The 21,377-nt window shown below is 55.4% G+C and carries 21 protein-coding genes; 9 read left to right on the top strand and 12 right to left on the bottom strand.

Annotated elements, in window-relative coordinates; genetic code table 11:
- Positions 1-56 precede the first annotated feature (56 nt).
- Positions 57-905 carry a spermidine synthase gene (locus HMPREF2891_RS05175; RefSeq protein ID WP_083309289.1) on the bottom strand — a complete coding sequence of 283 codons (849 nt, stop codon included), beginning with the start codon at positions 903-905 and terminating at the stop codon, positions 57-59.
- 33 nt (positions 906-938) lie between these two features.
- Between HMPREF2891_RS05175 and dinB the strand changes: the two genes are divergently transcribed.
- Positions 939-2,192: a DNA polymerase IV gene (dinB, locus tag HMPREF2891_RS05180; protein WP_070664123.1), complete on the top strand. Its 1,254-nt coding sequence runs from the start codon at positions 939-941 to the stop codon at positions 2,190-2,192.
- 104 nt (positions 2,193-2,296) lie between these two features.
- Positions 2,297-2,680: a DUF3040 domain-containing protein gene (locus HMPREF2891_RS05185; RefSeq protein ID WP_070617500.1), complete on the top strand. Its 384-nt coding sequence runs from the start codon at positions 2,297-2,299 to the stop codon at positions 2,678-2,680.
- 113 nt (positions 2,681-2,793) lie between these two features.
- Here the strand turns inward: HMPREF2891_RS05185 and glgC are convergent, their stop codons facing one another.
- The gene (gene glgC, locus HMPREF2891_RS05190) at positions 2,794-4,032 is read right to left on the bottom strand and encodes a glucose-1-phosphate adenylyltransferase (protein WP_070664125.1); all 1,239 of its coding nucleotides are present in this window, start codon (positions 4,030-4,032) and stop codon (positions 2,794-2,796) included.
- 108 nt (positions 4,033-4,140) lie between these two features.
- On the opposite strand from glgC, the gene glgA reads away from it, so the two are divergent.
- From glgA to HMPREF2891_RS05215, 5 genes are all read left to right on the top strand, one after another.
- Positions 4,141-5,367 (top strand): glycogen synthase, encoded by a 1,227-nt coding sequence (glgA, locus tag HMPREF2891_RS05195; protein WP_070664277.1) that lies wholly within the window; start codon positions 4,141-4,143, stop codon positions 5,365-5,367.
- Between the two features lie 90 nt (positions 5,368-5,457).
- Positions 5,458-6,258: an ABC transporter ATP-binding protein gene (locus HMPREF2891_RS05200; RefSeq protein ID WP_070664279.1), complete on the top strand. Its 801-nt coding sequence runs from the start codon at positions 5,458-5,460 to the stop codon at positions 6,256-6,258.
- 17 nt (positions 6,259-6,275) lie between these two features.
- Entirely contained in the window at positions 6,276-6,701 is a 426-nt protein-coding gene (locus tag HMPREF2891_RS05205; protein ID WP_070664127.1) for an NfeD family protein, read from the top strand.
- A gap of 17 nt (positions 6,702-6,718) precedes the next feature.
- Positions 6,719-7,585 carry an SPFH domain-containing protein gene (locus tag HMPREF2891_RS05210; RefSeq protein ID WP_034507961.1) on the top strand — a complete coding sequence of 289 codons (867 nt, stop codon included), beginning with the start codon at positions 6,719-6,721 and terminating at the stop codon, positions 7,583-7,585.
- Positions 7,586-7,617: 32 nt separating this feature from the next.
- The gene (locus HMPREF2891_RS05215; protein ID WP_070664129.1) at positions 7,618-8,331 is read left to right on the top strand and encodes a histidine phosphatase family protein; all 714 of its coding nucleotides are present in this window, start codon (positions 7,618-7,620) and stop codon (positions 8,329-8,331) included.
- Positions 8,332-8,392: 61 nt separating this feature from the next.
- Here HMPREF2891_RS05215 and HMPREF2891_RS05220 read toward each other — a convergent pair whose 3' ends face one another.
- From HMPREF2891_RS05220 to HMPREF2891_RS05240, 5 genes are all read right to left on the bottom strand, one after another.
- Positions 8,393-9,166, bottom strand: a complete 774-nt coding sequence (locus HMPREF2891_RS05220) for an amino acid ABC transporter ATP-binding protein (RefSeq protein WP_070664131.1) — start codon at positions 9,164-9,166, stop codon at positions 8,393-8,395.
- Positions 9,163-10,098, bottom strand: a complete 936-nt coding sequence (locus tag HMPREF2891_RS05225) for an amino acid ABC transporter permease (protein WP_070664133.1) — start codon at positions 10,096-10,098, stop codon at positions 9,163-9,165. Before HMPREF2891_RS05225 ends, HMPREF2891_RS05220 begins: the two co-directional genes overlap by 4 nt.
- Positions 10,099-10,101: 3 nt before the next feature.
- Positions 10,102-11,028 carry an ABC transporter substrate-binding protein gene (locus HMPREF2891_RS05230; RefSeq protein ID WP_396335708.1) on the bottom strand — a complete coding sequence of 309 codons (927 nt, stop codon included), beginning with the start codon at positions 11,026-11,028 and terminating at the stop codon, positions 10,102-10,104.
- A 173-nt stretch (positions 11,029-11,201) separates the two neighbouring features.
- Positions 11,202-11,930 carry a DUF4191 domain-containing protein gene (locus tag HMPREF2891_RS05235; protein WP_070664137.1) on the bottom strand — a complete coding sequence of 243 codons (729 nt, stop codon included), beginning with the start codon at positions 11,928-11,930 and terminating at the stop codon, positions 11,202-11,204.
- Between the two features lie 12 nt (positions 11,931-11,942).
- Positions 11,943-13,151 carry an MFS transporter gene (locus HMPREF2891_RS05240; protein WP_070664139.1) on the bottom strand — a complete coding sequence of 403 codons (1,209 nt, stop codon included), beginning with the start codon at positions 13,149-13,151 and terminating at the stop codon, positions 11,943-11,945.
- A 188-nt stretch (positions 13,152-13,339) separates the two neighbouring features.
- Between HMPREF2891_RS05240 and HMPREF2891_RS05245 the strand changes: the two genes are divergently transcribed.
- On the top strand, positions 13,340-14,653 hold the full coding sequence (locus HMPREF2891_RS05245; RefSeq protein ID WP_083311259.1) for a protein kinase family protein: 1,314 nt from the start codon (positions 13,340-13,342) through the stop codon (positions 14,651-14,653).
- 112 nt (positions 14,654-14,765) lie between these two features.
- Here HMPREF2891_RS05245 and sucB read toward each other — a convergent pair whose 3' ends face one another.
- From sucB to HMPREF2891_RS05260, 3 genes are all read right to left on the bottom strand, one after another.
- Entirely contained in the window at positions 14,766-16,487 is a 1,722-nt protein-coding gene (gene sucB, locus HMPREF2891_RS05250; RefSeq protein WP_070664143.1) for a 2-oxoglutarate dehydrogenase, E2 component, dihydrolipoamide succinyltransferase, read from the bottom strand.
- Positions 16,488-16,514: 27 nt separating this feature from the next.
- Positions 16,515-17,888, bottom strand: a complete 1,374-nt coding sequence (gene lpdA, locus HMPREF2891_RS05255; protein WP_186822294.1) for a dihydrolipoyl dehydrogenase — start codon at positions 17,886-17,888, stop codon at positions 16,515-16,517.
- Between the two features lie 223 nt (positions 17,889-18,111).
- The gene (locus HMPREF2891_RS05260; RefSeq protein WP_070664145.1) at positions 18,112-19,575 is read right to left on the bottom strand and encodes a leucyl aminopeptidase; all 1,464 of its coding nucleotides are present in this window, start codon (positions 19,573-19,575) and stop codon (positions 18,112-18,114) included.
- An 80-nt stretch (positions 19,576-19,655) separates the two neighbouring features.
- Here HMPREF2891_RS05260 and HMPREF2891_RS05265 point away from each other — a divergent pair, with 80 nt between their 5' ends.
- Positions 19,656-20,132, top strand: a complete 477-nt coding sequence (locus HMPREF2891_RS05265; RefSeq protein WP_070664283.1) for a hypothetical protein — start codon at positions 19,656-19,658, stop codon at positions 20,130-20,132.
- A gap of 55 nt (positions 20,133-20,187) precedes the next feature.
- On the opposite strand, the gene HMPREF2891_RS05270 is transcribed toward HMPREF2891_RS05265, so the two are convergent.
- On the bottom strand, positions 20,188-20,646 hold the full coding sequence (locus HMPREF2891_RS05270) for a tRNA (cytidine(34)-2'-O)-methyltransferase (protein ID WP_070664284.1): 459 nt from the start codon (positions 20,644-20,646) through the stop codon (positions 20,188-20,190).
- A gap of 47 nt (positions 20,647-20,693) precedes the next feature.
- Entirely contained in the window at positions 20,694-21,224 is a 531-nt protein-coding gene (locus HMPREF2891_RS05275) for a YbhB/YbcL family Raf kinase inhibitor-like protein (protein WP_070664147.1), read from the bottom strand.
- Between the last annotated feature and the right edge of the window lie 153 nt (positions 21,225-21,377).

The raw sequence follows: 21,377 nt of genomic DNA on the forward strand, positions 1-21,377 counted from the left end.
TGTAGCCTGCGTGCGAAACGCGATGTTTATTTTGATAGTTGCGGTAGGGCTGGGCCCTACCGCAACTTTAGTATTGGCGCGTTGCGGGCCCAGTGCGCGCTGTCTTTCTTGCTGAAGTAGCGCGGGGTGAGGGGGAGTCGGCGGATGAGGCGCTGTAGTTCGCTCCATTTCAAGGCGACGTCCTCGTCCGGATCCGCGGGTTTGTAGGCAACGATGACTACGTTTCCACGCCTGCCTCCGGTGAAGATGCGCCCTTCGGTGATGGTAGAGACGTGGCTGAAAACTGCGAGCGCTGCGGAAAGGTCGTTGCGCGCATCATCTCCACCGCCCCCGTGCACGCAGTTGACAAGAAGGAGACCGCCGGGCCGAAGTACCTCGTGGGCTTTTTGATAGAACTCTAGTGTGCGTAAAGGCGTGGGGGTATGCGCGCCGGTGAAAACGTCGCGCACGAGGACGTCGAAGCGTTCGGGGCGCATGGTTTGAAGTTCTTGGAAGGCTTCACCCTCGCGAATTTTGAGGTGCGGGGCGCGCGGAAGGTCAAAAAGTTCACGCATAGCGGTAGAGAGCTGCTCGTTTAGTTCCACCACGGTTTGTTTTGATCCGGGTCGCAGGTGATGCCATGCGAGTGGAAGGGCGCATGCGGCGCCTCCCAGATGGAGGGCTTCGAGAGGGCGGCCGGGCAAAAATGCGTCGATGGCCGCGGTCATTTGCTGCATGTATTCGAACTCAAGCAGTGTTGGATCGAGTAGGTTGATAGAAGAAGATTCGTAGGTGTCCAGGTAGACGGTTGCGAGTTGTTGGTCGACAACGATTTCAACTTCGGTTCCGCCAGCCTCGAAAGTTAGTCCATTCTTGAGAGTGAGCTTTTCGGCCTCATGGTTTTGGACGCCGCGTTTTTTCGCCATGCTGTAGACGTTACAACATTTTGAGGGAGGGCCATGTCGAAGGCGCCACGTTCCGCCGCTGCGAAGCGGGACTGGGGTAGTGATGATACTGGTTGCAATATTTTGCACGTTGACATGGATTCCTTTTTCGCACTGGTGGAGGTATTGGAAGATCCCGCCTTGCGGGGCAAGCCACTCATTGTCGGAGGTCGGGGTAATCGAGGCGTCGTTACCTCCGCAACGTATGATGTGCGAGCTCTTGGGGTGCATGCGGGAATGCCGATGGCGCAGGCGCGTCGCCGGGCGCCCGGGGCGGTTGTGGTGCCCGGCCGCAGGGAAGTGTATTCGCAGTATTCGGCTCGGGTTATGAAGATTTTGCGTTCCGTCACTCCGGCTGTGGAGCAGATTAGTATTGACGAGGCGTTTCTTGATGTCTCCGGGTCGGTTCGCCGGTTAGGAAGACCAACAATGATCGCGGAGCTGATTCGCGAGCGCGTTCGAGGCGAGATCGGTCTGGTAGCTTCCGTAGGTATTTCCAATATCAAGTCGGTTGCAAAAATTGCGTCGAGTCATGCTAAGCCCGATGGTGTTTTGCTCATTCCGCAAGATCGAACGGTTGACTTCTTGCACGAGCTACCAGTTGGCGCCCTGTGGGGTGTGGGAGGGCGAACTCAGCAGGTGCTTTCCCTAAACGGCATAGACACGGTGGCTGACCTTGCGAATTATTCCCTCACGCGTTTGGATAAGCTTCTCGGTGTAGCTTCATCGAGGCGGCTACATGACCTCGCGTGGGGGATCGACCCGCGCAAGGTGCACGTGCACCGCCCAGAAAAGTCGATAGGTACAGAAACCACCTTTGGGGAAGATATTTCAGATCCTGAGATCTTAGAGCAGATTCTCCTCGAACAATCTCACGACAATGCGAGGCGTTTGCGCGCAGCCAAAATGGTTGCGTGGACTGTGGCTATCAAGGTGCGCGCAGCTGACTTCCACACGGCCACGAGGTCACAAACTTTATCGAGTCCAACAGATGTAGGCATGGACATAGCGAGGGCGGCGCGCAACCTGTTTCGCGCATATGGAGTACCAAATGGAGGTGTGCGCCTGATCGGAGTGCGTACCGAAAACCTGCAGGAGAGGGCGCAGGGAGTCGCGGTCACACTAGACGATGATGGCAAGGCCAGAACAGCGGAGCGAACCATGGATGCGGTTAAGGAGAAGTTTGGAATCGATGCGTTGCGCCCCGCCACTTTGATTGAAAAACGACCTCGCGGAGATGATACTGGCGGCCCTAAAACCGAACCGTGAATAATCGTTGCCCGCAACTTCAGTTAGTAAATGCCGCGGTCACACTTTAGTATTGGACTAGACAATCAGAGCTGATCGTTTTAGCGATGACACGGAGGTGAAAAATGGCACTTTCAGACCAGGAACGTCAGATCCTCGAGCAAATGGAACGCGAGCTTCGCATCCAAGATCCAGATCTCGCATCGACCATGTCTTCGCAGTCAGCGCCTAAGGCTATTCGAGTACGTAAAACGTATTCTCCTCGCCGAGTTGCTACGGGCATAGTTTTAGCCATGGTTGGATTGATCCTTCCGTTGGTAGGCATCTCGGTTGGTCCCACGTGGCTAGCCGTTTTGCTTGGCGTAGTTGGCTTTGCCCTGATGCTTTTCGGCGTACTCATGATCGCCATTCCTACTGAAGCAGGTGGCGCATCACCGGGCGAAGCAGTGAAGTCAAAATCCAATTTTATGGATCGCCAGCAAGAAAAGTGGGATCAGCGCAAAAAGTAGCCGGTCCTATCTGATAGGACGATCCACATAGCAGCGGCTGGACCCTCATAGGCGGCCCGCATATCAAGACATAAAAGTGGTGGAGAGCATTTCGCTCTCCACCACTTTTACGCTCACGCCTTCTTCTTGATCACATAGCCCTTAGGCACCACGGTGATACCAGACTCTGTAACTGTTAGGCCGCGCTCGCGGTCATAGTCCAGATCGACGCCCACTTCGGCTCCATCTTCGACGATCACGTTCTTATCCAAGATGGCTTTCGAAACGATAGCGTTGCGGCCGATGCGACATCCATCCATCACCACGGAGTCCAGGATTCTGGCCCAGGAGTGTACGTATACGCCGGGGGAGAGAATTGAGTGAATAATCTCGCCACCGGAGATGATTACGCCCGGCGAAATGAACGAGTCGAGGGCATGGCCGAGGCGGCTGGTCTCGGAGTACACAAACTTGGCCGGGGGAAGGTGGCCCTGGATTTGCGTCAGGGTTGGCCACTCGAGGTTGTAGAGGTTGAATATCGGGTGAACCGAAATCAGATCCATGTTCGCGTCATAGAACGCGTCGAGAGTACCAACGTCTCGCCAGTAGTCACAGTCACGTTCAGTGGATCCGGGAACCACATTGTCGATGAAGTCATAAACGCCGCAACCGCCGTTGTTCACGAACCAGGGGACGAGGTCACCGCCCATATCATGGTTGGAGTCGGGGTTCTGCGCATCCTCGCGCAAGGCTTTCACCAGCGCTTCGGTGGTGAACACGTAGTTGCCCATGGAGGCCAGGAAGCTGTTCGGGTCATCCGGTAGGCCCTCGGTGGTCTCAGGCTTTTCCAAGAACTCGGTTACGCGACCATTTTCGGATTTGATTACGCCGAAAGAGGGAGAGAGTTCGAGCGGCTGGCGAATACCTGCAACGGTGCACGGAAGGCCAGACGCAATATGGTGATCCACCATCTGGGAGAAGTCCATGCGGTAAATGTTGTCCGCACCAACGATCACCACATAGTCGGGGCGTTCGTCTTCGATGGTGTTGAGGGACTGGTAGATGGCGTCAGCCGATCCCTGGTACCAGTGCTCGCCACGTCGCTGTTGGGCGGGGACGGGTGCCACGTAGTTGCCAAGAAGAGTGGACATGCGCCACGTTTTGGTTATGTGACGGTCCAAGGAGTGAGACTTGTACTGAGTTAGAACCACGATCCGCAAGTAACCGGAGTTCACAATATTCGACAGTGCGAAGTCAATGAGGCGGAAATGTCCGCCAAAAGGTACGGCCGGCTTTGCGCGGTCGTCGGTGAGGGGGCGAAGTCTGCTGCCTGCGCCGCCAGCAAGAACAATTGCAAGTACGTGTTTAGCCATGTCTTAAGGGTATCCGTGACGAACCGCTCTCGTCAGCACATTCGCTTCGATATTGTGGGGATAGCGAATGTTGTTCACTCGTTTCGTTAAATCTAAGGGATGGTTAATATGCGCGTTGATTTGCTTACCCGCGAGTATCCGCCAAATATTTACGGTGGTGCTGGTGTGCACGTGAATGAGCTAGCTCGAGTGCTAAGGCCGATGGTGGATTTGCGTGTCCACACGTTTGACGGCCCGCGCACTCCCGGCGAGCCTGGTGGTGAGGATGGCGTTACCGGTTACAGCTACCTTCCTGAGTTAGAGGGCGCGAACAGCGCGCTTCGAACGTTTGGCGTAGACCTGCAAATGGCCAGCGGTGTGGAGGGTACTGATCTGGTGCATTCGCATACGTGGTATGCCAATCTTGGCGGTCACCTCGGCAAACTCTTGCACGAAGTCCCGCACGTGATCTCAGCGCACTCGCTTGAGCCGCTCCGTCCGTGGAAAGCAGAGCAACTTGGCGGTGGATACAACCTGTCGTCCTGGGCAGAAAAGACCGCGTATGAGGCTGCCGATGGCATCATTGCGGTTTCGAACGGTATGCGAGCAGATATCTTGAGGTCTTACCCGAACATTGATCCCGATCGCGTGCACGTAATTCACAACGGTATTGATTTGGACGAGTGGGCAAAACCGAAGACGGATGAAGAAAAGGAGGCGGCTCGCCAGACGCTTGAGCGCCTGGGCATTGATCCGTCAATTCCTACCGTGGTATTCGTGGGCCGTATTACGAGGCAGAAGGGTCTTCCGCACCTGCTTCGTGCACTGCGCGACATTCCTAAGGATGCACAGATTGTGCTCTGCGCTGGAGCGCCTGACACTCCGGAAATCATGAATGAGGTCACCGGTCTGGTAGATAAACTACGGGCGGAGCGCGATCGAGTTTTCTTCATTACGGATATGCTCCCGCGTGCTGAACTCGTAGCGATTCTCGACGCAGCAACAGTTTTTGTGACTCCCTCGATTTATGAGCCGCTTGGCATTGTGAACCTGGAGGCCATGGCTGTGAACCTCCCCGTGGTGGGTACCGCTACCGGAGGCATTCCAGACGTGATTGTTGATGGTGAGACGGGATACCTCGTGCCAATAGAGCAAAAGCAGGACGGTACGGGAACCCCGCTCAATCCGAAGCAATTCCACGCTGATCTGGCTGAGCGGCTAACGAAGCTACTGGAAGACCCGGAGCTGGCCGCAAAAATGGGGCAGGCCGGTAGGCGCCGGGCAGAGGAACAGTTCGCCTGGACAACCATCGGTGAGCGCACCGTTGAGTTGTACAAGAAGATTTTGCAAGGCTAGCTTCTAAGCCCTTTTGCCCGGACCGAACGCTGTATCGGTCCGGGCAATCTCGTGCCGCGCGCAGAACCGTTGCAAGGTAAGATTTATTACATGGAACACGTTGTAGATTTGCATAATGTCGAAGTGCGTCGCGATAACAATCCGATTTTGAAGGATGTCACGTGGACGGTTAATGCCGGTGAGAACTGGGTTATTTTAGGCCCTAACGGCGCTGGCAAAACGACGCTTGTGAATCTACTTACTGGTCGGGTATTCCCTTCCATTTCGCCAGATTCCGAGCACACTGCGAAGGTGCTTGACTACCGGCTTGGCCGCGTGGATCTGAAGGATCTTCGTACGATCGTGGGGATGGCGAGCTCGGGGGAAGAAAACCTTGTGGGTAGCAAGCTCGCAGTTATAGACCTGTTGCTTTCCGCGCTTTACGGCAAGATTTTCCGTGGTCGAGAAGAGTACGAGGAACAGGATCTGAGCCGCGCTTCGGATCTGCTTCACATCATGGGAGTGGGCTATCTGGCAGAGAGGCGCTTTAGCACTCTTTCCGAGGGGGAGCGCCAGCGCGTATTGATTTGCCGTGCGTTGATGGCAGATCCGGAGGTTCTTATTCTTGACGAGCCAACGGCGGGCTTAGATCTTGGCGCTCGTGAATTGCTGATGATGGCGTTGGAGGAGATCGGCAAAGATAAGAATGCTCCCGCCATGATCTTGGTAACCCATCACGTTGAAGAGATTCCGCGGTGCTTCACCCACGCAGCACTAATGAACGCAGGTTCGATTGTTGCGGCTGGTCCGATTGAAGAGGTCCTTGTTGATGACGTTGTGTCCTCGGCGTTCGGATTGCCGCTAAAAGTCTCTTCTACTGCTGGTCGGTGGAGTGCTAGGGCAGATTACTAGATAGCTAAGGATTGCATATGACCCTTGCTTGGTGGCTTGTTATCGCGCTTGGTCTTGGCGTGGTCGAAGTTCTAACCGTCGATTTTATTTTTATAAATCTTGCGTTTGCAGCTGTTGCTGCGGGCTTGATTTCCTACGCCGGTTTTGGTTTGGTGGGGCAGCTGGTCGCGTTTAGCGTGGTGGCCGTCCTACTCCTACTGTTGGTGCGGCCGTGGGCCAAGTCGTTCATGGAGCGTCACACTCCAAATATTCAAACCAACGTTCGCGCTCTGGTGGGACAAACCGCTACAGTGCTGGAGTCTGTTGATCATCACGATGGCAGGATCCGCCTGGACGGTGAAATCTGGTCGGCGCGCACGAATGTTGGGGAGATTCCCGTTGGTACGAGCGTCATCGTCACTGAGATAGATGGGGCTACTGCCGTTGTAGATTTGAAATCCTGATCTTTTAGGAGGCACCCATGCCTTATGCGGCTATAGTTTTGCTACTGCTGGTGGTCGTGATTGTCGTGCGGGCAATCCGCGTTGTCCCGCAGTCGCGCGCACTTGTAGTTGAGCGTCTCGGTCGTTTCCACACGGAAATGTACGCAGGTTTGCATCTCATTGTTCCGTTCATCGATCGTGTTGCCTCGCAGGTTGATTTGCGCGAGCAGGTAACCTCGTTTCCGCCGCAGCCGGTAATCACAGCGGATAACGTGGTTGTTTCGATTGACTCTGTCATCTACTACCAGGTGACCGATCCACGTAGCGCAACGTATGAGATTGCGAATTATATTTCCGCCATTGAACAACTCACGGTTACAACGCTTCGTAACGTGATTGGATCTCTGGACCTCGAACAGACGCTAACTTCCCGCGATGACATTAACTCGCGCTTGCGCGGTGTGTTGGATGAGGCCACCGGTAAGTGGGGTATTCGAGTTAATCGCGTTGAACTGAAAGCGATTGATCCGCCACCCTCGATTCAGCAGGCAATGGAGCAGCAGCTTCGCGCGGAGCGTGATAAGCGTGCCGCTATTTTGACTGCGGAGGGTGTACGCCAGTCGCAGATTTTGAAAGCCGAGGGCGAAAAGCAGTCTGAGATCCTTCGTGCGGAGGGTTTCGCGCAGGCTCGAGTGCTTGAAGCTGAGGGTGAGGCCCGCGCCATCCAGCAGGTGTTTGAAGCTATTCACCGTGGTGATGCTGATCCGAAGTTGCTCGCATACAAGTATTTGGAGATGCTTCCGGAGCTTTCGAAGGGCGAGGGCTCGAAGGTGTGGGTTGTGCCCACCGAGCTGACTGCAGCGCTAAGCGCAATCTCTACTGGTTTCACTGGTAAAGAAAGCTAGTTTTCAGAAGAAGGTTATCTCTAGGAGGATAATTGCGTCTCGTTTTGGTCCGTCATGGCCAGACTCCTTCCAATATTTCGCATGCTCTAGATACCGCGATGCCCGGTGCTGATCTCGATGAGGTGGGCGCGGCGCAAGCTGAGGAGCTGGCGGATAATTTTGAGCAACTCGTGGGGTCAAAACCGTCGGTGATTTACGTTTCGCCGCTGAACCGGACTTTGCAAACAGCAGCTCCGCTTGCAAAAAAGTACGGTCTGACCCCGCTGGTGCGTGAAGGTATCAGAGAGGTGATTGCTGGCGACATCGAGATGTCTACAAAGGGCGAAGATATTCGCACCTATTTGAGTGCGGTGCTCGCGTGGATCGATGGAGACCTCGACTGGCAAATGCCCGGTGGTGAGGACGGCTGGCAGACGCGGGCGCGCTTCGGTTCGGTAATCACCGAGGCACTGAGCTCGGCTCGTGAGGAGTTCGGGTCCGAGGCAACAGTGGTTTTAGTAGCTCACGGGGCTATTATTCGCGTGATCTCTGCAACGCTGTCGGGGGACTATAACCGCGAGCTGGTGGCCCGCTATCCTATGGAAAACGCTGCAACCACAGTGTTGGAATGGAAGGGCGCGGACCAAAACTGGATGCAAGATAGGTCCTCGTGGCAGGCAGTGACCTGGTCGGATAGACCGTTGGATTCCTATGAGCTGACCGGTGGCCCGGTGGTTCCAAAGGAATCAGGGTTGCGATCTAACTAAACAACAAAACCCGGTGGCGCGTAGAAAAGCCACCGGGTTTTGTTGTATCAGATCGAGGATCTTAGAGGACTTTGCCAAAGAACTCTTGCGCCCTGGGGTGCTGCGGGTTTTCGATGATGGTGCGAGCATCGCCTTCTTCAACGATCTTGCCGTCATCCATGAACACGAGGTGGTCCGCCACCTCTTTGGCGAAGCCAATTTCGTGGGTGACAACCACCATCGTCATGCCATCTTTTGCGAGGTCTTTCATAACTTCCAAAACTTCGCCCACAAGTTCGGGGTCGAGGGCGGAAGTGGGCTCATCGAACAGCATGAGCTCAGGTTTCATTGCCAGAGCGCGAGCAATGGCTACGCGTTGTTGTTGTCCTCCGGAGAGCTCGGCAGGGTAGTGGTCCGTCCGGTCGGCCAGCCCAACGCGCGTAAGGAGCTCCAAAGCTTCAGCTTTTGCCTGATCTTTTGGTACGCGCTGAACCTGCACGGGGCCTTCCATGACGTTTTCGAGGGCAGTCATGTGCGGGAACAGGTTGAAGCGTTGGAAAACCATGCCAATGCGTGAGCGTTGCGCGGTCACCTGCTTGTCGCGTAGCTCGTGGAGCTCGATTTTGCCGCGGCGCTCAACCTCGCGCATGCCCATGAGTTCGCCTTCGAGGTAGACGCGGCCAGCGGAGATCTTCTCCAGCCCATTGATACAGCGAAGAAGAGTCGATTTACCGGACCCGGAGGGGCCGAGAAGCACACACACTTCGCCTTTGTCCACGGTCATGTCGACACCTTTGAGCACGTGGAGGTCGCCAAAAAACTTGTGTACGTCTTTGATCTCAATCATTGCTGTCATGGTGTCACGTCCATAAATGGGTTGTTCTGCGTGGTTTGTGCACTGCCAATGAGATCTTGCTTGGTTGGCTTCCTTTTTGCATTCTTTCCCGCTTGCTCGTCGAAGCCCCTACCGAAGTAGCGCTCCAGATACATCTGTCCGATCATGAGGACGGAGGTGATGAACAGGTACCAGATGGCGGCTGCTACGAGCAGTGGAACGGGGGCGAACAGCTGGATGCCCTTGTCACGCGCTGCCCAGGTAAGTTCGAGCGTGAACGGGATAGCCGCCACCAAAGAGGTGGTTTTCAGCATGGAGATCGTCTCATTGCCAATCGGCGGAATGATTACCCGCATGGTTTGGGGCAAAATGATGCGGCGCAGAATTTGGCCGCGTTTCATGCCGAGCGCGGTAGCTGCCTCCCACTGTCCTTTGTCCACAGCATTAAGACCGGAGCGGATGATTTCTGCCAGGTAAGCGCCCTCGTTTAGGGACAGGCCTACAATCGCCATCCAGAACGCGGTAAACACGGTTGCGGTTTCGAAAGAAACAAACTCCGGGCCAAAAGGAATACCAAGTGATAGGCGCGGGTAGAGCGTGGGAAGTAGCGACCAGAAGATCAGCTGCGTGTAGATCGGGGTGCCACGGAAGAACCAGATGTAGAACCACGCGACGTAACGCAGGATGGGGTTTGGTGATTGGCGCATGATTGCCATGGTGATCGCCAGAATGGTGCCAACCGTCATGGAGATAATGGTGAGGATCAGCGTGTAGAACACGCCCGTCATGATCGTGTTAGAAAAGAGCCATTGTCCAACAACGGGCCACTGGAAATTAGGGTTTGTAACCAGGGAGTTGATCGCCATTGCGGCGAGGATGGCTACTACTGCTGCGGATAGCCAGCGCCCCGGCCGGGGTACCGGCCGGGGGTGGATTAGGTTTACGTTCTCCATGGATTACTTACCCGGGTTTACCTCGGCCTTAGAAAGTGCCGCGTCGCCGGCTCCATAGAGGTTCAAGATGTCCTCAAGAATGCCATTGTCCATGAGGTATTGCAGTGCTTTCTGCACAGCTTCGGTAAGAGCGGCGTCGTCCTTGTTGATGACAATGCCTTGCGGCTCAGACTCGATTACTTCGCCTATCTGCTCAAGCTGGCCGTTCGTTGATTTGATTGCCCAACCGGTGACCGTTGAGTCTGACAGCACCGCATCGTATTGACCGCCCACAAGCTTCGTCACGTTATCGGTGTTGAGGTCGTGAGGCATGATCTTGATAGCGGCTTCGCCCTTCGCCTCGCACTCGGCGGACAGGTCGGTTACGTAGGTTTGCTGGTAGGTGCCGGTTTGAACACCGATGGTTTTACCACAAGGGGTGTTCGGATCAAATTTGGACGGATTGCCGGTCTTCACGGCGTAGGAGGATCCCACTTCAACGAAAGAGACCATATTGACCTGCTCCATGCGCTCGGGCGTGATGGTGAAGGACGAGGCTCCAATATCAAACTTGGTGCCCAGCGCGGGGATGATGGTTGCGAACTCAGCGTGGGTAGTGGTTGCTTCTTTCAGGCCCATTACTTTGGCTAGTGCCTTAACGAGTTCAATATCGTAACCGATAGGAGTTTGACCGTCGGTGTCGCGGAATTCGGCGGGCGCATAGTCGGTTGAAGCGCCGTTGCGGAGCTCGCCACGAGCCTTGATTTCTTCGGGCACGAGAGCGGCAATGTCAGCCTGCGTTTCGATCGAGTCGATGTCGTAGAACTTGGCAACCGAATCGGAAGGCGCGGTCGCTTCTTCGCTGGGCTGGTCTGGGTCAGAGCAGGCTGCAAGGGAAAGAGTAGCAAGTGTGGCTACCGCAACCATACTGAGCATCTTTTGTGTCTTCACGGCAAAACTCCTAAAGGTGGAACTTTCAACATGTATAAGTATTGCCATTAGTGAATGAATATGCAAGCTGGTGAATGTTTATTGATATGTGACTTGTAATACGTACCGGGAATGAAAACTGCCGCCGAGAACCTCGACGGCAGATAAGAAATATTCAGTTATAGGAAAAATGACTACTTTCCCCGCAGTGCGCGCCGAGACATTTTTACCTTCGTTGGATCAACACCGTGAGGCATGCCGCCTTGCTTGGCAACAGAGGAGACGGCTTGGATGCGGTTAGCAACCTCTGGAACTTCCTTACGGTGTAGCGATTTGGGGAGCTTACGCAGTTCAGCCTCAAGCTTCTCGAGCTTCACCTGATTCTCGCCCTCGCCTACGTGAATCACGTGCACCGGAACGTTGGTTACAACCCTTTGAGCCAGCTTGCGCTCGCGCTCAACAAGATCGCGAACACGCCCGTTTGGCCCCTCGGTAATGAGGACAACGCCGGGCCGTCCAACCAGACGCCAAACGATATCTTGGTTTCGGTTGGCGGCGATTGGCTCTTGCGTAACTATCCAACCTCTGCGAATCTGTGAGAGCACCGCATAAACGGAGCCAACAGTACCGGAGACCTGCCGGTACATCGCCTTCTTCACGAGTGCCGCAAGGATGGCCATTGGCACGAATGCGACGAGCGTGGCGGCCAAGAAGATGAGAATATAAATATTCATCTTCGTCCAGATGCCCAAAGCCACGAATAGGGCAATCACGCCAATGGTTGCTCCGAGTATCAGCCAGCTTACCCACGGGAACGTGCGTTTGGTGATCTTGTAAGCGTCGTAGAGGTTGTGATACCACCGGCGCTTTTTCGGTTTACTCTCCGCAACAGGTGTGCGTGATTCGTTTTCTTTTTTAGCCATGATGGCCCCAGTTTACCCTCTTTTGGATAGCTGACGAATGTTCAGGATAAAGCCTACCAACGCAACCAAGATTCCCGCTCCAGCCGAGGCCAAGAATGTCGGTTTGTCATGGAAGTTTTGGGCGATAATGCCACCCAAGCTGGACCCGATGGAGACGCCAATTACTACTGATGATTGCATCGACGTCATCGCTATCGCTATGCCCCCTCGGGGAGCAAGTGATTCCGCCAAGGTGAATGCGGTAACCATCGCCGGGCCAATAAAGAGGCCTGCAAGGGTTAGTAGAAATGCAGTCGATAAAAGGTCGCCCGCCAGTGCCACCAGACTCATCGCTGCCGCAATGCCCAGGCCACCTATAAGCAGGCGAGTGGGCAGGTTTATACGTTCAGGGATGGCAACGGTCAAGATGGCCATGATGGCAGAGCCGACTCCCATTGCTGCGTATACGAGGCCAGCGATCCCTTGGTGTCCCAGCAGTTCGGCCCGAACCGTGGTTGCAGCTTGGGTGGTGCCAAACAGCATTCCAATACCGGTCATGGCAATGATGGCGGGAGTGACGGCAAGTATCACTCTGCCAACTCCAGGGCCCTGTTTGTCCGCGGCCTGCACGGCCGGCTTTGTTTTTGGAGCAAGGAGCGCGAAGGCGATTCCTGCGGTTGCAACCAGCAGGAATGCGAGGAATAGCGGTGCGGACTCGAATGCGGCTGTGGCTGCAATACCAACGAGGGCGGGGCCAAGTACGAATACGAGCTCATCCGCCATGGATTCATACGATAAGGCCGCACCGAGTTCTCGTGGCGTGTTGGTCTGATGGATCCAGCGGGATCGGGTGAAAGATCCGATGGGAAGAGACGTGAATCCTACTGCCATGCAGGCAAGGAACAGGGGAAGCCCAGCGGTAGCGGTTTGTACCGCGAGAAATAGAAGTAGAAGCGCCAGCGCATTAATAGGAGTGAGTATCCGTAGCGGCAAAAACTGACCTTTACGGTCAGCCCATTTACCGATCAAAGGTCCCGCGATTGCGGTGGAGATTGCGGTGGATGCCGTGGCGGCGCCGCCTTGTGCAACGGATCCGGTGCTGGCCGAGACTGCGGTCATGACACCCAGGGGAAGCATGGCGTAGGGGGCTCTGGCTGCAAAGGCGATTACGAGTGTTTTCCAGCCCGTTAGCTGGGGGAGTACCCGGTAGTGTCCGAGCGCTCTAAAAGGGGATGAATGCATTTTTCTAGATTTCGAAGTTGCTTACCCACCCGGGTTTTTACTCATCCAACCGGCCAAATTGGCACTCACTAAAACAGTGGGGTCCCCATTGAGTAAAAAGCAGATGGGCGTCACGCTTTCGCGTGAGCTTTCCAAGCTTACCGCAAGTAATCCACAGGCGCGCCCCTGTGCGTGAGGGGATTGGCGTAATGTGGTTGAGTTATCTCATGAGCATCAAGGGCTATGAAATTATTCAGCCGTTCACCGTGTCGTCCTCGGGCACGATATGGCAGGCAACTACAAAAACCGGTGAAGCCTGCCTGATCCGTTTTGTTGCACGGGATGAGGCGGACTCTCTTGCTGACCGTCTGGAGACTCTCTCGCGCTTGGAAAGTCCATTTGTTGCGCGATTGATTGATGTTGTCCCCGACGGGGCGCGAGTTGGGCTTGTCACCTCGCTGGTCGAGGGCGTGCCACTCAACCAATGGATGCAACTGCCTGGTGCTAACACGCAGAATCGGGTGCGCGCACTGCTGCGCAGCATCGCTTTAGGGCTGAAGGATTTGCACGAGGTGGGATTGGCTCACGGTGATGTTTCAAGTGCGAACGTGGTTGTGGGAAGTGCAGGGGCTGTGCTGGTTGACCACCTGCTGGGTACCGGTTTCACGCCCGGGTTTGTTGCGCCGGAGAATCTGGAGGGTCAGCAGGGCACAGACCCGTTGGCAGCCGATGTGTGGGCGTGGGGAGCTCTGGCTCGCGAACTGGGATTTTCTGGAGCGGTTGTGGAGAAGGCGTTGGATGCAAATCCCGCCACTCGGCTCTCGATAGAAGAGGTTTTGGAATCGCCGGACCTTAAGGGATACGACGGAGGCGCTGTGCTTGCCGTGGAGTCCGATGCGTCCATGCTGGATGCGGGAAATCTGCTACGCCAAGAGACCTCTATGGCCCAAACGGTTCTAAATGAGCGTCCGGGAGGGCGGCATGTGCGGGAGCGAAGAAAGGGCCGCGCGAGAATTGCGGTTGCCTCAACGCTTGTGATCGTTGGTATGGCCACACTTGGTTTTTGGTGGCTCCGGCCGGTGGCGCCAGTGCCCGTGGCTACATCGGTTGAGGAAGCGGAGATCTCCGCGGTCCGCTGCCCTTCGTCTGGTGAGGCGCAGTCGGTTGTCTCGGATCTGACTACAAAACGAAATAGGGCGATAGCGACATCTGATAGAGAATTGCTGGAGACCGTGGTCGATACAGGCAGCAAGGTTTTTGAAAAAGATGCTGAGCTGATTGAGAGCATCGAGCAGTCGGGAATAGAGATTCGAAATCTAGCAACTGCGGTAAAAGATGTGGAGGTCGTGGAATGCTCGCCGTTAGGAGTGATGGCAACCTTTACCCAAAATGAACACGAGCGGTGTCAGGGAGATATCTGCGAGGTGGTTGAGGCCCAGCCAGCTAGTCGGTTGAAGCTCACGTTCACCGGCCCGCCTTGGCGTGTAAGTGATGTTACCTCAATGGATCCTGAACAGCTCTAAGTGGTGAGGGGGAGGCTTCTCAAATGCGCTTTGGCGCAATCAACACAAACTAGTCCTGGCATAAAAATGGGGCAGCCCGATGATAATCGGACTGCCCCATAGTTAGTTGAGGTTAGAGACCAAGCTCGGCCTCAAACTCTGCTTCTTCGAGGCGGTTCTTGATCGCGGTGAGGAAGCGGCCTGCGTCAGCGCCATCAATGAGGCGGTGATCGTAGGTGAGGGCAAGGTAAACCATGGAGCGAATTCCAATGGTTTCGTTGCCGTCCGCATCCTTGATGACCATCGGACGCTTGACGATGCGGCCAACGCCAAGAATGCCAACCTGCGGCGCGTTAAGCACCGGCGTGTCAAACAGCGCGCCGATCGCACCGGTGTTCGTAACGGTGAAGGTTGCGCCAGAAAGCTCTTCCGGCTTGATCTGGCCGTCACGCGAGCGAGCAGCGAGATCGTTGATCGCTCGCGCAATGCCCGAGAGCGTCAAGTCGCCAGCATCCTTGATAACTGGAACCATTAGGCCGCGCTCGGTGTCAACTGCCATTCCGATATGCTCGTAGTTGAAGTACTCAACTTCCTTGCCCTTAATCTCGGCGTTGACCTTCGGGTACATCTTGAGTGCTTCCGTGGTCGCCTTGATAAAGAACGGGAGGAACGACAGCGAGGTGCCTTCGCGAGCCTCAAACGAAGCCTTCGCACGCTTGCGTAGTGCCGCGATGCGGGTCACGTCAACCTCTACGACGGTGGTTAGCTGAGCCGAGCCCTGTAGCGAGCTCATCATGCGATCGGCAATAACCTGACGCATGCGAGTCATCTTCTGCGTGGTGCCGCGTAGCGTGGTGTCTTCAACCACCTTGCTCTTCGAAGTAGCAGGTGCTGGCGTAGCGGCGGCGCCAGCGCGCTTGTCTGCCTCTTCCTTGGCAGCATAGACATCTTCCTTGCGGATACGGCCGCCAATGCCTTGACCGGTTACATCAGCTAGATCAACACCGAGGTCCTTTGCAAGCTTACGCACAATAGGGGTGACGTATTTGCCGGAGGCGGAAATGTCAGCGCGAGCAGGCTGGGCTGGTTCGGGCTTCTTCTCCTCGGCAGGTGCAGGCTGTGCTGCAGGAGCAGGGGCCGGAGCTGGAGCCGGAGGAGCAGGCGCAGGTTCTGGCTTGGGTTCTGGGGCCGGTGCCGGAGCAGGCTCAGCCTTCGGCTCGGGTTTACTTTCCGCATCTGCCGCGACAGGCGAGCCGGTGGAGATGACCGCAACAACGGTATCAACGTCCACCGTCTCGTCCTCGTCCACCTTGATTTCAGCGAGGAAACCAGAGACGGGGGAGGGAACCTCAGAATCGACTTTGTCGGTAGAAACTTCCAGTAGGGCCTCGTCGGCCTCAACCTTGTCGCCAACTGCCTTTAGCCACGCAGAAACGGTGCCTTCGGTTACCGATTCGCCAAGGGCCGGCATCTTAACTTCGATAAGTTCGCCATCTGGCGACGGGGCCGGGGACTCCTGCGCAGCTGGTGCGGCCGGTGCCGGCTCAGCTACCGGGGCCTCTTCAGCCGGTGCTTCTTCGGCCGGAGCCGGCTCTTGTGCGGGATCCTCTGCTTCACCCTCGTCACCGATTAGGGCGATGACGGAGCCAACTTCAACAGTTTCGTCCTCTTCAACCAAAATCTTGACGATCTTGCCCGCGTAGGGGGAGGGAACTTCAGAGTCAACCTTGTCGGTAGAAACTTCGACGATGGGCTCGTCTACCTCGACGGTGTCACCCACCTGCTTAAGCCATTCGGTTACAGTGCCTTCGGTGACGGACTCACCGAGAGCTGGCATCTTAATCTCTTGTGCCACTTTACGTATCTCCTTAAGTAGTGGGTCTTAGGCTGAGTGCAACGGCTTGCCAGCGAGGGCCAGAGCCGCCTCTCCAATGGACTCGTTCTGAGTTGGGTGCGCATGGATAATGCTGGCCACGTCCTCAGCGTACGCTTCCCAGTTTACAATCAACTGGCCTTCGCCAATCTGCTCGCCCATGCGGGCGCCAATGGCGTGGAAGCCAACGATAGGACCGTCTTTGAGTGCAACGAGCTTTACCAGGCCAGCGGTATTCAGGATCTGGGACTTACCATTGCCGGCAAGGTTGAACTCTTGCGTGGCAATCTTGTCGCCGCCGTACTGCTCCTTAGCCTGTTTTTCGGTTAGGCCAACGGAGGCAATTTCAGGCTCGCAGAAAGTTACTCGAGGAATACCTGATTCGACGATTGGTTCGGGGTTCAAACCAGCGATCTCTTCGGCAACGAAGATGCCCTGTAGGAAGCCGCGGTGTGCCAGTTGCAGGCCGGGGACGATGTCACCAACCGCGTAGATCCCTTCAACGTTGGTGCGCAGACGCTCATCTGTGATCACGAAGCCGCGCTCCATGTTGACACCCTGCTCCTCGTAACCGAGGTTTGCAGTGGCCGGGCCGCGCCCGATGGCTACCAGCAGAATGTCGCCGTCGTAGGTGTTACCGTCATTCGTCTTTACGTGAACACCGGACTCATCTTGAGTGACGGATTCGAACATGGTCTTGGTCTTGAAGTCAATGCCACGCTTGCGGAACTGGCGCTCAAGGTTCTTCGAGATGGCCTCATCTTCAGCAGGAACGAGTCGGTCCAAGCCCTCAATGATGGTTACTTCAGCGCCGAAGGATGCCCATACGGACGCGAACTCAACGCCAATGACGCCGCCGCCAAGCACGATTGCCTTAGACGGAACCCAGGTCATCTGCAGGGCCTGCTCGGAAGTAATCACGTTACCTTCGATTTCGAGGCCGGGAATGGTCTTGGAGTAGGAGCCGGAGGCCAGGACAATGTTCTTGCCGCGGTATTCCTTGCCATCTACGGTAACGGTGTTCTTTCCCGTGAGCCTGCCCCAGCCCTGCACGTAGTCGACCTTGCGCATCTTAATGAGGCCCTGCAGACCCTTGTGGAGCTGGTTAATGGTCTGGTCACGGTATTCTGCGACGCGGTTCATGTCGATTCCGTCGAAGTTAGAATTCACGCCAAAGTAGGCGGATTCCTTAACTGTGTCGGCAACTTCTGCTGCGTGCAGGTATGCCTTTGTCGGAATGCAACCGCGGTGCAGGCAGGTGCCGCCAAGCTTGTCGCCTTCGATTAGAGCTACTTTTAGCCCAAGCTGGCTAGCGCGCAAGGCGGCTGCGTAGCCGCCGGAGCCGGCGCCGAGGATGACCAAATCGTACATTTCTTCACTCACGTGATTCTCCCCTTATGCGAGTTTTGACCTAGAGTCATTACTTACCGCTCATTCTCGCACTGATCGTCTACGATTACCTCTTTTGTGATCAAATTTTCGGCCCTTGTTTTGTGCCTTATGCAACAAGAACGGAGCGGGGTATAGACACGTAAAAACCTCGCCCAATCGCGATTAAAAAGAAGTTAATCTAGATTGGGCGAGGTGGAATTTTAGGGTCGTTACCTTAGGCGAGTGACTCAGCCCAGTTGACGAGAGTGAGCATGCTCATTCCAGTTGCGCCCTTGTTGTTGGCGCCCCACGGGCTGCCGTCGTTGTAGGACGGGCCAGCAATGTCGATGTGAGCCCATGGCTTGTCGGCTACGAACTCCTGCAGGAATATGCCCGCAACCATCATTCCGCCTGCTCTTGTCCCCGAGTTCGCAATGTCAGCTACGTCCGACTTCAATGAGTCGAGCAGATAAGACGGAAGTGGGGCGCTCCACATGGCTTCACCCACCTTGGCGGCGCTGGATACGATCGCCTCGCGCACGTGGGCGCTACCCATGACGCCGGCGGTGCGTTCGCCTAGGCCTACGATCTGCGCTCCGGTTAGGGTAGCGACGTCAACGATTGCGTCGGTGTCCGTCTCTGCCGCAAGCGCGAGGGCATCGCCCATCACCAGACGGCCTTCGGCGTCAGTGTTGATCACTTCAACGGTCTTTCCGCCGCGCATAGTGATGACATCGGAAGGACGCTGGGCGCGACCACCGGGCATATTTTCTGCGAGGGCGAGGTAGGTGTCGATCTTAATGTTCAGACCCAAAACCGCGGCAGCAACGGTGGTTGCGAGTACTGTAGCCGCGCCAGTCATGTCGGATTTCATGGCTTCCATGCCCTTGGCAGGTTTGATGGAAATACCGCCGGAATCGAACGTGATGCCTTTGCCGATCAAGGAGATCTTCTTGCTTGCGTTCTTGGGCGCGTAGCTGAGTTTGACCAGTCGGGAACCGCGATCAGAGCCCAGGCCAACCGCGAGGATGCCGCCGCAGCCTTCTTCGGCAAGCTTATTTTCGTCCCAAATCTCAACCGCGATGGGCAGGTCTGCAACGGCGTCTTGTGCGTAAGTAGCGAACTTTGCGGGGTAGAGGTCATTAGGGGCGCGGTTGACTAGGTTCATGATCATCATCATGGAGGAGGCAAGAACTTTGATGCGCTTTGCCACGGCGTGGGTGTCAAGACCTTTGGGCGCGAGGATTGTGAGTTGCTCGAGCTCGCTTACCTTTTCAGCTCCATACTTTTGAATGGTGTAGCTGCCTAGCAACGCGCCGATGCCCGCCTGGATGACGTCATCCTCATTTTCATATTTTCCGGCTAGAACCACGTTTTTTACGTTTTCGCCACGGGTGCCAATAGCGGCGAGGTGGCGGTGAATGCCAGTACCTTCAAGCTCTATGCCATTGGAAAAGTCGGAGCGGCGTCGCGAGTGAAGCTCGTCGGCTTTAGCGCCTACAAGGGCGATCTTGCGTGCCTTGGTTTCAATTCCTGGAAGTACGGTCTTTGCTCCGGTAGAAGACTTTGCATCTACGGCTTTGGCCGCCTCGTTAAGGCCGGGAACCTTAATGTTGGCTCCATCTTCAAGGTAGTAGGCAACCAGGAGGTCAGTTTCAACGTCTGCTGCGTTGTCAAAAATGAATTCGATATTTGTCATGCCTCTATCGTATCTACAAGGTAAATCGACGCAAGAACTTGATTTTCGCTAAAATAGCACCGAAAGACGAGGTGTTTTGGATGCGTAATAGTGCGCGGGCGGCAGAAACTGGGCCGCGGCCTGCAACGGATAACCGCGGCGCTTCCTACGGGGGCGGGCGAGTTGTCATGGCCGTATTTTGGGTGTTCGCGGCCTACTTTACCTACACGTCTTTCGTTGATTTCGTTACCTTTTCAAATCAGCCAATCGGCCCGCGCGTGCTGTCTCTTATTGCTGCGCTCGGCTATGTGCTGGTAGCTATTGCGATAACCCACAACGGCAGGCGAATGCGCATCATAGGTTGGTCTGCTTTGCTAGTTGAGCTTGCCGGAGTTTTATCCATCGGCATCATTGGCCTGGGTGTTGCTGACATTGGCGCCATTCGAAACATGTGGGCGAACTTTGGTGCCGGCTATTATTACGCGCCGTTGATTCTGCCCGTGATTGGACTTGTGTGGATCTGGTTCACGAATCCGCGCAGAATCGTGGAGATCGCGGAGAGTTTTGACCGCAAGTAGAGGGCCTTTTGTCCGATAGGGACTGAAAATTTATCCACGTGCAGAGGTGTGGAGGTTATATTCCCCCTGGGAAGTCGAGCTGGCGCCAAGCTTCATAGAGTCCGATAGCAGCCGAGTTTGCAAGGTTTAACGATCTGGTTCCCGGCGTCATTTGAATACGCACGCGTTGGGTCACGCGTGGGTGATCCATGATCTCTTCTGGCAGGCCCGTTGGTTCGGGGCCAAACAGTAGTCCGTCTCCATCTCGGTATTGAACATCGTTGTAGTGGATGGTGGCATGCCCCGTGAAAGCGTAGATCGAGCCGGGCACTTGCTCCAAGGCTTCATCAATAGTTTCGTACACGCGAACGTGAGCCAGATCGTGATAGTCAAGTCCAGCGCGCTTAAGCTTCGTGTCGTCCATGTCGAACAGCGGATCAACTAGGTGAAGCATGGATCCGGTACACGCAGACAGACGGATTGCGGCGCCAGAGTTTCCCGGGATTCTGGGTTCAAAAAATATTACGTGGAGCACGCCCATCATTTTAGGTGCGTGCTCCACGATAGGAAAGCCGGGGAAACTTACTGCTTGAAAGTCAAAGTCAATGATGCTTTTGCAAGCGCGTGGAATAGGGCGTTAAACGACGCCGTGGTAATAGTGGCGTCGTCGTCCAGTCCTAGAGAGGGAGTATCGAGCGCATATACGGTGAATACGTATCGGTGTTCGCGGTCATCTTTGGGAGGGTTGGCTCCGTAATAGCTAGCTTGCCCCGCGTCGTTTAGCAGATGGAAAGCCGGCCCCTCCAGATGTAGATCGGATTCGCCCGCACCCTCATCCAGCTCGGTAATTTCAGCGGGAATATCAACAATTCCCCAATGCCAATATCCCGCGGGAGTGGGCGCGTCAGGATCAAAACAATAGACGAAGAAAGATTGGGTTTGGGAAGGAAATCCGCTCCAGGAAAGATGGGGTGATACGGACCCTCCCGGGGCGGTTTGAGCCGCGGGCATAGCCTGCATGTCGCTCGCGGCGTTGGACTTGAGCATGAAAGTCGGAAGTTTTGGCAGAGCCTCGTCGGGGTGGGGTGCTAATGGGCGTGAATCAAGGTCCATTTGGAACTCCTATTGTTGTTGCCAAGGTCACTTTTAATTTATCTTCACGGCCGCTTTTGTGCGATAAATGTGGGCGCTTAACGGCGATTTTGAAGTTTGTTGAAATTGAAATGGAATATCTCCACTTTTCTTGTCCCACCCCTGCAACACACT

Origin of the sequence: Actinomyces sp. HMSC065F11 (assembly GCF_001813085.1) — a bacterium.
Taxonomy (GTDB): domain Bacteria; phylum Actinomycetota; class Actinomycetes; order Actinomycetales; family Actinomycetaceae; genus Gleimia; species Gleimia europaea.

Excerpts from the sequence above, each read along its gene's own strand:
- HMPREF2891_RS05275 (WP_070664147.1), bottom strand. The coding sequence starts at position 21,224 with ATGGACCTTGATTCACGCCCATTAGCACCCCACCCCGACGAGGCTCTG.
- HMPREF2891_RS05265 (WP_070664283.1), top strand. The coding sequence starts at position 19,656 with ATGCGTAATAGTGCGCGGGCGGCAGAAACTGGGCCGCGGCCTGCAACG.
- HMPREF2891_RS05225 (WP_070664133.1), bottom strand. The coding sequence starts at position 10,098 with ATGGAGAACGTAAACCTAATCCACCCCCGGCCGGTACCCCGGCCGGGG.
- HMPREF2891_RS05185 (WP_070617500.1), top strand. The coding sequence starts at position 2,297 with ATGGCACTTTCAGACCAGGAACGTCAGATCCTCGAGCAAATGGAACGC.
- HMPREF2891_RS05240 (WP_070664139.1), bottom strand. The coding sequence starts at position 13,151 with ATGCATTCATCCCCTTTTAGAGCGCTCGGACACTACCGGGTACTCCCC.
- HMPREF2891_RS05175 (WP_083309289.1), bottom strand. The coding sequence starts at position 905 with ATGGCGAAAAAACGCGGCGTCCAAAACCATGAGGCCGAAAAGCTCACT.
- HMPREF2891_RS05220 (WP_070664131.1), bottom strand. The coding sequence starts at position 9,166 with ATGACAGCAATGATTGAGATCAAAGACGTACACAAGTTTTTTGGCGAC.
- HMPREF2891_RS05210 (WP_034507961.1), top strand. The coding sequence starts at position 6,719 with ATGCCTTATGCGGCTATAGTTTTGCTACTGCTGGTGGTCGTGATTGTC.
- HMPREF2891_RS05260 (WP_070664145.1), bottom strand. The coding sequence starts at position 19,575 with ATGACAAATATCGAATTCATTTTTGACAACGCAGCAGACGTTGAAACT.
- HMPREF2891_RS05200 (WP_070664279.1), top strand. The coding sequence starts at position 5,458 with ATGGAACACGTTGTAGATTTGCATAATGTCGAAGTGCGTCGCGATAAC.
- glgA (WP_070664277.1), top strand. The coding sequence starts at position 4,141 with ATGCGCGTTGATTTGCTTACCCGCGAGTATCCGCCAAATATTTACGGT.
- HMPREF2891_RS05245 (WP_083311259.1), top strand. The coding sequence starts at position 13,340 with ATGTGGTTGAGTTATCTCATGAGCATCAAGGGCTATGAAATTATTCAG.
- glgC (WP_070664125.1), bottom strand. The coding sequence starts at position 4,032 with ATGGCTAAACACGTACTTGCAATTGTTCTTGCTGGCGGCGCAGGCAGC.
- HMPREF2891_RS05205 (WP_070664127.1), top strand. The coding sequence starts at position 6,276 with ATGACCCTTGCTTGGTGGCTTGTTATCGCGCTTGGTCTTGGCGTGGTC.
- HMPREF2891_RS05235 (WP_070664137.1), bottom strand. The coding sequence starts at position 11,930 with ATGGCTAAAAAAGAAAACGAATCACGCACACCTGTTGCGGAGAGTAAA.
- dinB (WP_070664123.1), top strand. The coding sequence starts at position 939 with ATGTCGAAGGCGCCACGTTCCGCCGCTGCGAAGCGGGACTGGGGTAGT.